The sequence below is a fragment of the Dermabacter jinjuensis genome, from assembly GCF_902381725.1.
GTDB lineage: Bacteria > Actinomycetota > Actinomycetes > Actinomycetales > Dermabacteraceae > Dermabacter > Dermabacter hominis.
In genome coordinates, this window is the sequence record NZ_LR698963.1 from 200,348 (window position 1) to 214,495 (window position 14,148).

The 14,148-nt window shown below is 63.2% G+C and carries 11 protein-coding genes; 6 read left to right on the forward strand and 5 right to left on the reverse strand.

From position 1 onward, the window contains the following. Positions 1-56 precede the first annotated feature (56 nt). Genes FXY94_RS00920 through FXY94_RS00930 form a run of 3 tightly spaced genes read right to left on the reverse strand, consistent with a single transcriptional unit; the run spans position 57 to position 3,214 of the window. Positions 57-995, reverse strand: a complete 939-nt coding sequence (locus tag FXY94_RS00920; RefSeq protein ID WP_016663127.1) for a carbohydrate ABC transporter permease — start codon at positions 993-995, stop codon at positions 57-59. Between the two features lie 2 nt (positions 996-997). Beyond that, complete coding sequence (locus tag FXY94_RS00925; RefSeq protein ID WP_016663128.1) at positions 998-1,879, reverse strand: carbohydrate ABC transporter permease; 882 nt, start codon at positions 1,877-1,879, stop codon at positions 998-1,000. 12 nt (positions 1,880-1,891) lie between these two features. Next, positions 1,892-3,214: an extracellular solute-binding protein gene (locus tag FXY94_RS00930; RefSeq protein ID WP_016663129.1), complete on the reverse strand. Its 1,323-nt coding sequence runs from the start codon at positions 3,212-3,214 to the stop codon at positions 1,892-1,894. Between the two features lie 201 nt (positions 3,215-3,415). On the opposite strand from FXY94_RS00930, the gene FXY94_RS00935 reads away from it, so the two are divergent. Beyond that, positions 3,416-4,489 (forward strand): LacI family DNA-binding transcriptional regulator, encoded by a 1,074-nt coding sequence (locus tag FXY94_RS00935; RefSeq protein ID WP_016663130.1) that lies wholly within the window; start codon positions 3,416-3,418, stop codon positions 4,487-4,489. 89 nt (positions 4,490-4,578) lie between these two features. Further along, positions 4,579-6,534 (forward strand): glycoside hydrolase family 2 protein, encoded by a 1,956-nt coding sequence (locus FXY94_RS00940; RefSeq protein WP_016663131.1) that lies wholly within the window; start codon positions 4,579-4,581, stop codon positions 6,532-6,534. A 660-nt stretch (positions 6,535-7,194) separates the two neighbouring features. Here the strand turns inward: FXY94_RS00940 and FXY94_RS00945 are convergent. Then, the gene (locus tag FXY94_RS00945) at positions 7,195-7,479 is read right to left on the reverse strand and encodes a GlsB/YeaQ/YmgE family stress response membrane protein (RefSeq protein WP_016663132.1); all 285 of its coding nucleotides are present in this window, start codon (positions 7,477-7,479) and stop codon (positions 7,195-7,197) included. A gap of 305 nt (positions 7,480-7,784) precedes the next feature. After that, on the reverse strand, positions 7,785-8,756 hold the full coding sequence (gene nrdF / locus FXY94_RS00950) for a class 1b ribonucleoside-diphosphate reductase subunit beta (RefSeq protein ID WP_016663133.1): 972 nt from the start codon (positions 8,754-8,756) through the stop codon (positions 7,785-7,787). 229 nt (positions 8,757-8,985) lie between these two features. Here nrdF and FXY94_RS00955 point away from each other — a divergent pair, with 229 nt between their 5' ends. The 4 genes from FXY94_RS00955 to FXY94_RS00970 all read left to right on the forward strand — a co-directional run bounded on the left by FXY94_RS00955 (position 8,986) and on the right by FXY94_RS00970 (position 14,121). Next, positions 8,986-9,213, forward strand: a complete 228-nt coding sequence (locus FXY94_RS00955) for a DUF6199 family natural product biosynthesis protein (protein WP_016663134.1) — start codon at positions 8,986-8,988, stop codon at positions 9,211-9,213. 319 nt (positions 9,214-9,532) lie between these two features. Beyond that, complete coding sequence (locus FXY94_RS00960) at positions 9,533-10,510, forward strand: LacI family DNA-binding transcriptional regulator (protein ID WP_016663135.1); 978 nt, start codon at positions 9,533-9,535, stop codon at positions 10,508-10,510. Positions 10,511-10,641: 131 nt separating this feature from the next. After that, entirely contained in the window at positions 10,642-10,908 is a 267-nt protein-coding gene (locus tag FXY94_RS11080) for an ABC transporter permease family protein (RefSeq protein ID WP_016663136.1), read from the forward strand. Between the two features lie 30 nt (positions 10,909-10,938). Then, positions 10,939-14,121, forward strand: a complete 3,183-nt coding sequence (locus FXY94_RS00970; protein ID WP_016663137.1) for a glycoside hydrolase family 2 TIM barrel-domain containing protein — start codon at positions 10,939-10,941, stop codon at positions 14,119-14,121. Positions 14,122-14,148 lie beyond the last annotated feature (27 nt).

Genomic DNA, 14,148 nt, shown 5'->3' on the forward strand with positions numbered 1-14,148 from the left:
ATTCGAAGCGCCGAGCGGCCCCAACGCCTCACCGTCATCCCAGTCTACTGACCGTTCTACTGACCGCCCATTCCCGTCGTGGCGAAACCGCGCACGATGTGGCGCTGGAAGAGCACGAACACGATGAGCAGCGGCAATGCGCCGATGACGGCGCTCGCCATGCCCTGCGCGTACTGCACGCCATAGGCATTTTTCACGGTACCGAGGCCAACGGGGATCGTCATGAGCTCGGGCGAGTTCGTGATGATGAACGGCCACAGGAAGTTGTTCCATGAACCGATGAACACGAAGATGCCCACGGCAACAATGATCGAGCGCGAAAGCGGGAGAATCACCGACGTGAGGGTGCGCAGCATCGATGCGCCATCGAGCTTCGCAGCTTCTTCGAGTTCGATCGGGAGCTGGTCAAAGAAGTTCTTGAGCACGATCACCATGAGTGGTGCGACGACCTGCGGGAGCACGACGCCCGCGAGAGTGTCCGAAAGCTGCATGAACTTCATCTGCTCAAACAGCGGCACGATGAGAATCTGCGGCGGCACCATGATCGCGGCGATCGTGAGCGCGAAACACAGCTTCTTGAAACGGAAGTTGTAGCGCGAGAACACGTAGGCGGCGGGCACGGAGGTCACGAGGGTGATGAGCGTGACGATCGCAGAAACGAGAATCGAGTTCCAGATCCACAGCGGGATGTCTCCCGCGGCGATGACGTTCGCGTAGTTGTCGAAGGTCCATCCTTGCGACGGCCAGAACGTGAGCGGTGCAGCCGAGGCATCGCTTTCAGTTTTCAGGGAGAGCTGAAGGGCGAACAGGATGGGGATCGCCCAACACAGAGCAAGGAACGCGAGCGCAACGAACGCGATCACGCGTGACGCTTTTGAGGAGCCTAGGGTTAGGGAGCGCTGGCGCGCGTTCTCTTCACGCTTCTGGCTTACACGCGTCTTCAGGCTACGCCTGTTCCCTGCCGGGGTTTCGAGGGTGGTAGCTGCGGTACTCATGTCTAACGCTCCTTTGCGTTACGGTTCGTGATCGCTACCTGGATGAGTGAGACGACAACGATCATCGCGAAGAAGATGTAGGACACGGCCGAGGCGTATCCGACGCGGTAGCCGGAGAAACCCTGGTCGTAGATGTACTGAATGATTGAGCGAGTGGCGCCATCAGGGCCGCCCGCCGTCATGAGGAAGATCTGGTCGAAGACCTTGAGCGAGGCGAGGATCTGCAGCAGGACGATGAGCACCGTCGTGGGGCGCATCATCGGCAGCGTCACTGACCGAAGCCTGCGCCACGCGTCTGCACCATCGACCTGCGCGGCTTCGTACACCGTGTCGGGGATGTTCTGGAGGGCCGAGAGGTACAGCAGGAAGTTGAAGCCAATCGTCCACCACACGGTCGTGAGCGCGATCGACCACATCGCAACCTGCTTTTCGCTGAGCCAGCCAATCTGGTCAATTCCAAAATGCACGAGGATGCCGTTGATGAATCCGAAGTCATTGGCGAACATCATTCCCCACATCGCGGTCACCACGGACACGGGAAGAAGGTACGGCGCGAAGAACGTGAGGCGCCATAGCCACTGGCCTGGGAGACCCGTGACAACGAGGTAGGCGAGCACAAACGAGAGGATGACGAGCGGGACTGAGGAAATGAGCGTAAAGAACAGAGTGTTCAAGAGGCTCGAATACATGTCGGCGCTCGTGAAAGCCTCGAGGTAGTTATCGATCCCCACGAAGCCACTTTTCGTCGACGCAAGCGACTGGTCGGTGAAACTCATCCACAGGCCCCACACGATGGGGACGATGAGGAAGAGGATGAAAAGGATCATGTAGGGAAGGGCGAACCATCCCGCACCGCGGGAGGTGAAGCGTGCGCGTTCATTCATGGCGTGACCTCCTTATTCGGTGGGGTTGGGTTGCATCGCGATACCGCTGATGACGTCGAGCATTCCCTCGATCGCCCGCTGCGGTTCGACGCTTCCGCGAAAGCCCTCGATAAGTCGCTGGCACACGCGGTTTTGGAAATCGGAACCAGCACCCGCGAACCACACTTTCGGATCCACGACGACCGTCTCGGCAGCATCCTTGTACTGGTTTTGAATCTCGAGCTCGCGGTAAGCGGGCTCCTCCTGCGACGGGAGGTAACCGGGAATGTGCCCGGCGGCGCCCCACTGGTCACCTTTCTTGAGCATCGACGACACGAAAAGGTAAGTGTTACGCCTGAGTTCGTCGGTCATGCGACGGTTCTTTGGGAACACGTAGGTGTGGGAGTCGGCGTAGTTCGCGGGGGTGCCGAACATCGTCGGCATCGGTGCGCCCACAAGCGACTTGACGTTTTCCTTGAACCCGTTGAGCTCCCACACGCCGGAGAAGATCATGGCGTTGCGCCCACCGTTGAAGGCGGAAAGCGCGCCCGGGTAGTCCTGCGAGGACGCCATGCACTTGTCGTCCATCCACGAGTTGACCGCGGCGACCACGCGCGCGGCGGCATCGATGTCCATGTCGGCCTTCTCGCCCGGCTCGAAACTGTACTCACCACCGGCCTGGTGGAACAGGCCCCAAAAGAGCCGCCACGCTTGTGCGGTGTCGAGCTGATAGCCGAACGCGATTCCGGGCCCACCAGTCACTTCGCCGAGCTTGGTGCCGACTTCCTGGAGCGCTTCGGGCGAGTCGATCGCGAGAGTACCGTCGGACTCGAGTACCCCGGCTTTTTCCGCAACGTCCCGATCAAAGAAGCTGATGAAGGGGTGCGTGTCGAGCGGCACTGCGTACTGTTTGCCGTCGTACTGGCACGCCTCCAAAAGGGCCTTGGTGAACGTGTCGGTCGAGACGTCGAATTCTTCGAACAGGCTCATGTCCCACGGTTCGATGAGACCGCCCGGCGCGAAGCCGGCGACGCGACTCACGTGCATGATTGCTGTGCTCGGCGGCGCACTCGATGCGGCGGCCATCGCGAGCTTCGTGTAGTAGGGGTTTCCCCAGCTGAGGGTCGTGGGCTCGACATTCAGGCCCGGGTTTTCCTCGACGACCTCGGCGATCATGCCGCGGGTTTTTTCACCGTCGGCGCCGCTGAAGAGATCCCACACGGCAACCTTCGACGGGTCCGCTTGCGCGGCCCCGCATCCGGCAAGCCCAAGCCCGAGTGCGCCGGCGCCAAAACCCGCAAGGAGCGACCGGCGACTGAGCCCCGGCGGGGTGTGATTGTTGTGCGCGTTTGGCATGGCGCTTCACCTTCCTCGTCATCGTTGACAGGCGTGCGGTGTAACTCACCTTTGATTCTCACGTGAGATTCTGCCACCGTGGTCGAGTTCCCGTCAACCCCTAAACGCGCGCAGCTCGCACTGCGCAGGAGGGGCGCACACGCAGTCCGACACCTGTTGGCCCTACACTGAAATCACTTCTCACGTCAGGAAAGGGGCACCATGAACGAGCTTGAACCGCACAAACGCGCAAGCATCAAGGACGTCGCTGCTCGCGCCGGGGTGTCATGGAAGACCGTTTCCAACGTCGTCAACGAACGTCCCGTCGTGAAGCCCGCCACACGCGACAAGGTTCTCGCGGCGATCAACGAACTTGGCTACGTGCCAAACGAGTCGGCGCGAGAAATCCGCGGCAAGGCCACCCGCACGGTGGCACTCGTGATCCCCCACCTGCTCAATCCGTATTTTGCGCGCCTCGCGGAAACGTTCCACAACGTCGCTGCACGCGCTGGCTACAGCGTGAGCATAGAGCTCACGGGCGAGCACGCCGACATTGAGCGCCGTTACGCACGCGGCCTCGCTAAGCGCTCTTTTGGCGCGCTCATCATGGCGCCGCTTCTTCCCGAGACGGTTCGCGAACTCGCCGAGCATTCGCCGCTTCCCACGGTTGTCCTGGGAGAAGCGGTTGCCGACCACGGCAGTATTCACCACGTGAGCATCGACAACACCGCGAGCGCGGTCGACATCGTGCGGCACATAACCGAGCGCGGCGCCACCCGCCCCTTGTTTCTCGGCGCCCAGGAGGGCGCCGCTTCGACGGGAACAGAGCGCCTCACGGGCTTTCGCGCAGCTTGCCGATTCGCGGGCATCTCCCCCGCCGATCAGCTTTTGATCCACACCACCGAATGGACGCGACATGAAGGATATGCGCAGGTGAAGACCCTGATTGCTGGCTCACACAGCGCGAAGACCCTTCCGTTCGACGCCATCGTAGGCGGGAACGATCTGCTTACCCTCGGCGCATGCGAGGCTCTTCGAGAGGCCGGCTTCTCGATTGGCGCCGATGTTCTCGTGACCGGTTGGGACGACATTCCGGAATCGGCACACGCCACTCCCCCGCTCACCTCGGTCGCACCAGATCTCGAGTGCCTCGTATCGGCGGCGCTGTTCGCGGCCCTCGGTGATGATTGCTTCGCGAAAGGCGCGGAAGCTGCCGAGGTGACCGCGCTTGGGTCGGGCTCGACATTCCTCGTGCCACACACGCTCGTGACCCGTGCCTCGACCCTCGGCGGCTGATTTGGCATTTTTTCTCACGTTGCAGTTTTGAGTGTTGCCGTGATTGACTGGGCCTCATCCAGCGCACACGACGACGTGAGGAACCCAGAATGCCACTCCTTCCCGAATTCGCCGCGGTCCCCGAGCTGAAGGCACTCGCTGAACGAGCAGAGCACCTCGCGAGCCTCCTCGACGCTCCCCTCTCCGCCGCGACCGACGTCCCTAAGCCCGAACATCCGCGTCCCCAGTGCCACCGCCCCACGTGGCTCAACCTCAACGGCACGTGGGAATTCGAGATCGACGCCGGCGATACGGGCCGCGAGCGCGGTCTTCTCGACCGCCCCCTTGAAGGGTCTATCCTCGTCCCATTCGCCCCCGAATCGGAAACCTCCGGCGTCGAGCACACCGACTTCATGGAAGCCGTTTGGTACCGCCGCGAGGTAGAAATCCCAGCCGAGTGGGCCGACGGTCCCGCCGGCGAACCTCTCGTTCCCGTCCTCCACTTCGGTGCCGTCGACCACGATGCGACGGTGTGGGTCAATGGCGTTGAAGTTGCTCGCCACCGCGGCGGCTTCACCCCCTTTTCCGCAAGCCTCCGCGGCGTCGCACAACCCGGTGACACGGCAACGATCGTCGTGCGTGCTCGCGACTCCCGTTGGGATGCCCAGGCCCGAGGCAAACAGGCCACGTGGCACGACTCCACGCACTGCCAATACACGCGCACAACCGGCATCTGGCAAACGGTATGGCTCGAGGGCGTGCCCGCGCACGCCATCAGGGCCGTTCGCACCACGCCATCGCTTGCCGACCACTCCCTCGACATCACGCTGCCACTCACCCACAACACGAAGGGCACGCGAGTCGAAGTCACCGTCGGAACCCCCGAAGGCGCCCCCCTGGCCACCGCAAGCGCCCGTGCCGACCTTGACCTCGCGCCACGCGTGCGCGTCGCCATTCCCGAGGAGCACGTGCGGATCTGGGCGACTGGCGAGCCGGAACTGTACAGCGTGAAGGCGCGGCTACTCGATTCCGACGGAGGCCTGATCGACGAAGTACACTCCTACGCTGGCCTGCGCTCAACCGCCCTCGAGGGCACCGAATTCCGCATCAACGGCGAGCGCGTGTTCCAGCGCCTCGTGCTCGACCAGGGGTACTGGGCAAAAACCCTCATGACCGCGCCCTCCGACGAGGCGATGCTCGCCGACATCCAGATCGCCCTCGCTGCCGGCTTCAACGGCGCTCGCTTACATCAGAAGGTGTTTGAGGAACGCATGCTGTTCTTCTCCGACCTCTATGGCTACCTCGTGTGGGGCGAATTCGGTGATTGGGGCGTATCCGGGCGAGGCCCCCTCGGCTACAACCAGGAGCCCACGTCGAGCTTTGTGGCGCAGTGGATCGAGGCACTCGAACGCGACTTCTCCCACCCGAGCATCGTCGGCTGGTGCCCCCTCAACGAAACGCACCAGGTGCTGCACGACCGCATCACCGTGCTCGACGACGTCACCCACGCGATGTACAACGCCACGAAACTCGCAGATCCCTCGCGCCCAGTCATCGACGCTTCGGGCTACAGCCACCGCGTGCGCGGCGCCGATATTTACGACTCGCACTCCTACGAGCAGGACCCGGAAGCTTTCGCGCGCGAACAGGCACCACTCGCCGAAGGAAAGCCGCAAGTCAACAGGCGTGAGCTCGCCCCGAACGAGATGCCGTTCGCTGACGGTCATTTCTCCGTCCCCTACGAGGGCCAGCCGTTCTTCGTGTCCGAATACGGCGGCATCTGGTGGAACGAGCAAGAGGCACGCGCCGCCGAATTTACCGGTCAAGACCAAGCCGAGTCGTGGGGGTACGGCAACCGGGTGCGCAGCGAAGAAGAGTTGTACGAACGTTTCGAGGCCCTCACGAACGTTCTTCTGACCAACCCGCTCATGTTCGGCTACTGCTACACGCAGCTCACCGACGTGTTCCAGGAAAAGAACGGCGTCGTCGATTTTGATCGCGGCTCGAAGCTCGATCTCGCGCGACTGCGAGCCGTGCAAACCGCGAAGGCAGCCTACGAGGAGTAGGCACTGGCTGCCCGGCCCTTCGGGCCGGGCAGTTCCGCGTCCCCGTCTCGCGTTAAGCCCAGCCATCCAACCGTGCCACTTCATGAAGAAAAGGCCACACTTCAAGCCCCACACCTCACCCCGAGCCCAGAATCTTCATAAACCGCGACAGAGCCAGCCCAGAACCGCACCGCGACCAACCAAAAACTGCAACAAGTACAACCAAGCCCCCGGGGGCAGGAGCAACCAAACCTCCCCCACCCCTCAAAGCAGCGTTACTTCATAAAGAAACTGCCGCACTCCAGGCCCCGCACACCGCCCCGAGCCCAGAATCTTCATAAACCGCGACGTGGCCAGCCCGAAACCGCACCGCGACCAACCAAAAACTGCAACAAGTACAACCAAACCTCGCGCAAGAACAATCAAACCTCGCGCAGGAGCAACCAAACCTCCCCACCCCTCAAAGCCGCGGCACTTCATAAAGAAACTGCCGCGCCCCAAGCCCCACGCACCGCCCCGAGCCCAAATTCTTCATAATCCGCGACGGGGAGGTCAGGGCTGAAACGGGGAAGCCGGGCTGCAACGGGAGGCCGGACTGCTTTGCCTATGAAAATCGCCCACCCCCGGAGATCCGGAGGTGGGCGCTTGCGCTATGCGCGTGTACCTATTGATGCGTCACGATCAGTTGTCGGACTTCGTGAGCAGTCCGTAGACGAACATGACCACGAGCGCACCGACCACTGAAAGCAGGATCGTCCACAGCGACCACGGGTTGTCCAGGAGCGAGCTCCAGCCACCCTCGCCGAAGAGACCACCGATGAGGCCACCGACGATTGCGCCGATGACACCAAGGATGATGGTCATCCCCATGCCCATCGACTGCTTGCCCGGCATGACTGCGCGAGCAATAAGACCGATGAGGCCGCCAATGATGATCCAGGAAATGATTCCCCAAATAAGAGACATGGAATGACTACTTTCTGTTGAAGTGAACCAGGTCCACAGGTGTCCCGGGCGGTGTTGGCGAACCTGGGTTGCTAACGGTGCCCGGGTGGTTGAAAGATCGTCAACCAACCTCAATCCTACCTGGGAATAAACTAAGCAAAGCTGCACGTCACCTGAAATTTCATGCTTCTTTACCGGACACACAGTACATCTTTGCTGGAACGCTTCCGCCACGCCACTGACGAAGGGCCGGCATCGCGAAAAGTGGGCGGCACGTCGTCAAACGTGCCGCCCACTGCGTTAACGGTTGCGAAAAACCGCTCAGATTAGAAGTCCCAGTCGTCGTCCTCGGTCTCGACGGCCTTGCCCATGACGTAGCTCGAGCCGGAGCCGGAGAAGAAGTCGTGGTTCTCGTCGGCGTTCGGCGAGAGCGAGGCGAGGATCGCGGGGTTGACCTCGGTCGATTCCTGTGGGAACAGTGCCTCATAGCCGAGGTTCATGAGGGCCTTGTTGGCGTTGTAGCGGAGGAACATCTTGACGTCCTCGGTCCAGCCGACCGGGTCGTAGAGGTCTTCGGTGTATTCCTCTTCGTTGTCATAGAGGTCCATGAGCAGGCTCATCGTGTAGTCCTTGAGCTCTGCCTGGCGCTCGGGCGACTGCTTCTCCACGGCCTTTTGGTACTTGTAGCCGATGTAGTAGCCGTGAACGGCCTCGTCGCGGATGATCAGGCGAATGATGTCGGCGGTGTTCGTGAGTTCGCCACGGCTCGAGTAGTACATGGGCAGGTAGAAGCCCGAGTAGAACAGGAAGCTCTCGAGGAGGGTCGAGGCGACCTTGCGCTTTTCGGGGTCGTCACCGGTGTAGTACTCGAGGACGATCTTCGCCTTCTTCTGGAGGGCTTCGTTGTGCTCGCTCCAGCGGAATGCTTCGTCGATCTGCTTGGTGTTGGAGAGCGTCGAGAAGATCTGCGAGTAGCTCTTCGCGTGCACAGATTCCATGAACGCGATGTTGGTGTACACGGCTTCTTCGTGGGGGGTCACGGCGTCGGGGATCAGCGAAATGGCGCCGACGGTTCCCTGCACGGTATCGAGCAGCGTCAGCCCGGTGAAGACGCGCATCACGAGCTCTTGCTCCTGCTCATTGAGTTTCGACCAGCTCTGGATGTCGTTCGAGAGCGGCACCTTTTCGGGAAGCCAGAAGTTACCGGTGAGGCGGTCCCACACTTCCTGGTCTTTGGGGTCTTGGATGCGGTTCCAGTTGATGGCCTGCACGCTGTGTTTGATGTGGTCGGTGTTCACGCTCGTCCTTTCGCAACGATGGTCCCAGCAGACGTCGGACTCCAGGCCGGCTCAGCCGGCTGCCCCATCCCTGCCAGCGTAAGCTCGGGGGTTCCGACGCTTGCCCACGCGGCATACTCGACCATCCTAGCCAGAGGAGCCCGCGAATCGGGTGGGATCGCTGCGGCTCCTTTCAGGGGAGCCCTCTAACGTGAGCCGCAGATCACGCCCTCGACCGTCAGGAGCTCTTATGCCGTTTATCGTTCTCGCGTTTGTTCTGCTCATTGTTTACGGTGCGGCGATGGCTACTTTCCCCTTCCAAACGTGGGAGATCACCATGGCGTGGGCCTATAAGGATCGCGAGGCGAACGAACCCAGCCCGGCAGGCCTGGCAATCATGAGGGTTGGCGGCGCCATCATCGTCATGGGGGCGATCGCCATGTTTGGCTTTTATCTTCAGACCGCGGGGCCAAGTTAGAGCGCGCACCACGTCGGTCCGTGGCGCGCGCGTCCGTAGTGTCGCCGCCTCTACTGGCGTGTGCCCCTGGTGGAGCCTTGCCCGTTGGCGATCGTTCGTCTGCACGCCGTGGGGCGTGCAGTGGTCTTTCTGCGTCGGTCAATAATTTCGCTTGACAGTGCTCGGGTGTCGTGAACCTCGCTTGACAGCGCTCCGGTGTCGTGCGCTACATTTACTGGGAGCGCTCCCAGTAGTCGTGACCCGCTCGGATGCAAGCCGAGCGCCCACGACCCACACCCATAGATTCGGGAGCCTCACTCGATGATGAGGAGGATGAGGCGTGGCCACGATTAACGACGTCGCACGCGCCGCGGGCGTTTCCCGCAGCACGGTTTCACGTGTGCTCAACGGCCAGATCTCCTCCCCCGCAGCCCGCGCCAAGGTTGAAAAGGCGATCGCCGAAACCGGCTATCGCGCCAACGCCCACGCGCGCTCGCTCGCCTCGGGCAAAAGCAACGTGTACGCGGCGATCCTCACCGAGCCCTACGGCGAACTATTCGACGACCCGACCTTCGGGCGGATGCTCCAGGGCATCAACTCCGCGCTCGTCGGCAGCGACATCGCCCTCAATCTCCTGTTTGCCACGACCGACGAAGAGCGGGAGCGAACGCTGCGCCAGCTCGCCCCGAACCGCGTCGACGGCGCCCTCCTCCTCTCCCCCCACATCGACGATCCGCTCCTCGACGCCATGAGCACCGACATCCCCACGATCGTGCTCGGTCCTCTCATCGAAGGACGCGAGAACACGTGGACCGTGACGATCGACGACCGCCACGGCGGCGAGCTCGGCGCGGCGCACCTCAACGAGCGCGGGGCTACACGCGTCGCGATCATCGGCGGACCCGACACGGCACAGGGCGCCCACAACCGTGTCGACGGTCAAATATCTGCTCTGGGCGGCGCACCGCTCGAGGTTATCCACGCGCCCTACTCCACCGGCGGAGGCGCCTTAGCCATGCGAGAGCTCCTCGCGCGGCACCCCGACCTCGACGGGATTCTGTGCGGCTCCGACCGTCAGGCCCTCGGCGTTCTCGCCGTGCTCCGCGAAGCCGGCCGAAGCATCCCCGCAGATGTCAAGGTCGTGGGATTCGACGACCATGCCTTCGCCGCGGAAACGACCCCGACGCTGACGACCATCGCGCAGCCCATTTTCGAGGTGGGCGCGAGCGGGGCGCGCCTGCTCAAGGCCCTCGGCGATGCCAAGCCCATCGAATCTCTCACGCTTCCCACGACCCTCGTGGTGCGCGAAACGACCTAAAACTTCCACGCTCGAAAGATTCAAAGGAGAAAACCATGAATGACAGCTGAATTAACCAAGTCCCCGCGTCTGTCCTTGCCATTCGCGAGGCTACCGCCAGCCGTCGCGCCGCCCTTGGCGCGGGAACCGGCGTGAGTACGCTCGCCCTGCTTGCCGCCCTCGCGACCCTGCAGACCGCATGGATTTACAACGAATTCTTCTGGGCTACGGTGTTGCTGCAGAAGGGCGACAAGTTCCCCGTCACGAGCTCCCTGAATAACCTCAAGGGCTCGTTCTTCACCGACTACAACCTGCTCTCGGCGGGCTCGATCATCGCGGCCCTCCCCATCCTGATCCTGTTCTTCGTGCTGCAGCGTCAGTTCGTTTCAGGCCTCACGATGGGCTCGACCAAGGGCTAGCCCACCTCTCACTCGGACAAGGATGACCTCATGAGCACCCTCAACGACATCACCTCCTACTCCCCCGGCGAAGGCGCGCGAATCTCGCCGCGCAGCCACCTCACGACTACCGCTGAGGCCATGAGCCTCGCGGGCACGTGGAAGTTCGCGTACTCGCGTAGCGCGGAGGGCGCGGGAGAATCAGCTCCGACGGTGGACTTCGACGACTCGAACTGGGACGACATCACCGTGCCCTCGCACTGGGTCCTCACGGGCGGCGGCAACTACGGTGACTTCGGTAAGTACGGCGCCCCCGCCTACCAGAACGTGCAGTTCCCGTTCCCCGTCGACGCCCCGAACGTTCCCGACGACAACCCGACGGGCGACTACCGCACGCGTTTCACGCTGAGCGCCGAGAAGTTCGAGGAGCTCGAGAAGGGCACGCGCGTGTACCTGCGTACCCTCGGCATCGAATCCCTCGCGATCATCAGCCTCAACGGTGAGCGAGCGGGCGTCGTGCGCGGCTCGCGCCTCACGCAGGAACTCGACGTCACCGACTTCGTGACAGAGGGCGAGAACGTGCTGCACGTGCGCGTGCATCAGTGGTCCTCGAACACGTATCTCGAGGACCAGGACCAGTGGTGGCTGCCCGGCATCTACCGCGACGTTGAGCTCCTGTTCCGCCCGGCCGCCGGCATCGAGGACGCGTGGCTGCGCGCAGATTTTGATCCGACGAACGGCCCTTCTGCACCCGGCCCCGGCACGCTCATTCCGGAAATCCGCGCGGAGGAAGCCGCCTTCCCCGTCACGGTCGCGATCGACGAGCTTGGAATCTCCGAAACGTTCGAGAGCCCGGCAGCCGTCGGACCCATCCCCGTTCCCGAAGTGGAGCCGTGGAGTGCGGACGTGCCCCGCCTCTACACCGCGACCATCTCGAACGCCGCCGAGACGCTCACGATCCGCACCGGCTTCAGGCGCGTCGAGATCGTGGGGCACGAGTGGCGCGTCAACGGCAAGAAGCTGCGTATCCGCGGCGTGAATCGCCACGAGTACGATCCGAAACTCGGCCGCGTGTGGGACCGCGAGAAGGCCCGCGAGGGGCTCCTGCTCATGAAGCGCCACAACGTGAACGCGATCCGCACCTCCCACTACCCGCCGCACCCCGAACTCTTCGACCTTGCCGATGAGCTGGGCTTTTGGGTCATGGACGAGTGCGATTACGAAGCGCATGGCTTCCTTGGCGAAAACTGGCGGGATGTCCCCGCGAACAATCCGCGCTGGCGGGACGCGCTTCTTGACCGCGTCGAGCGGTTCTTCGAGCGCGACAAGAACCACCCGTCGATCGTGTCGTGGTCGCTCGGCAACGAGGGCCACACCGGCGCGAACATGGCGCAGATGGCGAACTGGCTGCGCCGCCGCGACCCGGAGCGCCCCGTGCATTACGAGCAGGACTACGACGGCCAGTACACCGAACTCGTCTCGCGCATGTACCCGCCGATCGAAGCGATGCTCGACATGGCTGCCGGCCGCGGGAAGTTCGGCGGCACCATGCCCGGCCGCAACGCGGAGCTTGCGAAGCGCCCCATGATCCTGTGCGAGTACGTGCACGCGATGGGCAACGGCCCGGGCGCCATGGCCGAGTACGAGCACATCTTCGAGACGGTCCCGCAGTGGCACGGCGGCTTCGTGTGGGAGTGGCGCGATCACGGCATCGCGGCGCGCACCGATGACGGAACCGAGTTCTACGGCTACGGCGGCGACTTCGGCGAGCAGGTTCACGACTCGTCGTTCGTGTGCGATGGCCTTGTGCTTTCCTCGGGTGAGGCAACTCCGGGGCTCGTGGAGTTCGGCGCAATCGTGAGCCCGATCAAGCTCGAGTTCGACCTCGCTATGGAAGGCGATACGGACCGGGCCCTCGATGCCGATTTCGACGCTGTCAACATCACCGCGGCATACGTCCAGGATCTCCGCCACGCCGGCGATCTCGAAGACTTCGTGTTCGAGGTCATCGATGAGGTCGACGGCCACGAGGTGCTGCGCCGCGAATGCCCCGTTGAAAAGGTTTCCGTAAACGGCTGGAACAGCTACGCCGGAGAGCTGAATCTTCCGCCCTTCGCCGAGGGCCACGAGGGTGAACTTTCGGGCGAAAAGTTCCGCACGATCCGCGCAGTTATGCGCGAGAGCACCGCTTGGGCCGACGCCGGCCACGAAGTGGCGTTCACGCAGGTCCCGGTTGAGGATACGACCAGGATTGTGGCGCCGTCGCGTCCGGCTGCGGTGTGCGCTACGGCAAGCGGCGAGACCGGTTCGCAGGTCGATCAGGTGCAGGATTCCGACGCTTCCTTCGCCCTCGGCGATGCCCACTTCGATCCGCGCACGGGCGACCTCGTGAAGCTGGGCGACCTCGATCTCGCCGGTCCTCAGCTTCGCCTGTTCCGCGCCCCCACCGAGAACGACTCGCTTGGCGACTTCGGCTCGTACATCCTCGCCGACCCGGCCGAGACGACCGGCTCGGGAACCCAGGCCCCGCCTACCGCGGCGCTGTGGCGTGAGATCGGCATCGATAAGCTCGAGCGCCGCGTCATTGGCGTGTGGCTCGACGAGCATGAGGTCCGCGCCGTGCACCGCTACAGCACGCCTGCCGGCCGCGCTTACGTCGATCTCGACATCACGTGGCGCCTCGAGGACGCTGCCGGTGAGGAGAACGGTGGCGCCTCGCGCGTTCTTCGGTTGTATGCCGACGCCGCACCTTCCGCGAACTGGGAGTACGTATGGGGGCGCCTCGGCCTCGAGTTCACGGCGCCGCTCGGTGCCGGCGACGCCTCGTGGTTCGGCTCGGGCCCGCTCGAGAACTACGTCGATTCGTGCCGCGCCGCGCGTATCGGCCGTTTCTCGATGCCTGTCTCGGACCTGAATGTCGAGTATGCGGTTCCGCAGGAGTCGGGCTACCGCCCGGGGTTGCGCGAGCTTCAGCTGTCGGGTCTTGGGCTCACCGTGCGCGCGGATGCCGTCGGACCCCACCGCGAACGGCCTGGCTTCCAGGTGCGTGAGCATTCGATCGAGCAGATCACGAAGGCTCGCCACTCGCATGAGTTGGGCGAGGCGGAGCGCACGCATCTCATTTTCGATGTGGCGCAGCACGGCCTGGGGTCGCGCTCGTGCGGCCCGGACGTGAGGCCCGAGTACCAGCTGCGGCCGCGCTCGGGTTCCTGGTCGCTCGCGTTCGAGGTGTAAGCAGCAAGGCGCCCCGCCCACCATGAC

Coding starts and splice junctions, on each gene's coding strand:
- FXY94_RS00970 (WP_016663137.1), top strand. CDS start 10,939: ATGAGCACCCTCAACGACATCACCTCCTACTCCCCCGGCGAAGGCGCG.
- FXY94_RS00935 (WP_016663130.1), top strand. CDS start 3,416: ATGAACGAGCTTGAACCGCACAAACGCGCAAGCATCAAGGACGTCGCT.
- FXY94_RS00955 (WP_016663134.1), top strand. CDS start 8,986: ATGCCGTTTATCGTTCTCGCGTTTGTTCTGCTCATTGTTTACGGTGCG.
- FXY94_RS00945 (WP_016663132.1), bottom strand. CDS start 7,479: ATGTCTCTTATTTGGGGAATCATTTCCTGGATCATCATTGGCGGCCTC.
- FXY94_RS00920 (WP_016663127.1), bottom strand. CDS start 995: ATGAGTACCGCAGCTACCACCCTCGAAACCCCGGCAGGGAACAGGCGT.
- FXY94_RS00940 (WP_016663131.1), top strand. CDS start 4,579: ATGCCACTCCTTCCCGAATTCGCCGCGGTCCCCGAGCTGAAGGCACTC.
- FXY94_RS00930 (WP_016663129.1), bottom strand. CDS start 3,214: ATGCCAAACGCGCACAACAATCACACCCCGCCGGGGCTCAGTCGCCGG.
- FXY94_RS00925 (WP_016663128.1), bottom strand. CDS start 1,879: ATGAATGAACGCGCACGCTTCACCTCCCGCGGTGCGGGATGGTTCGCC.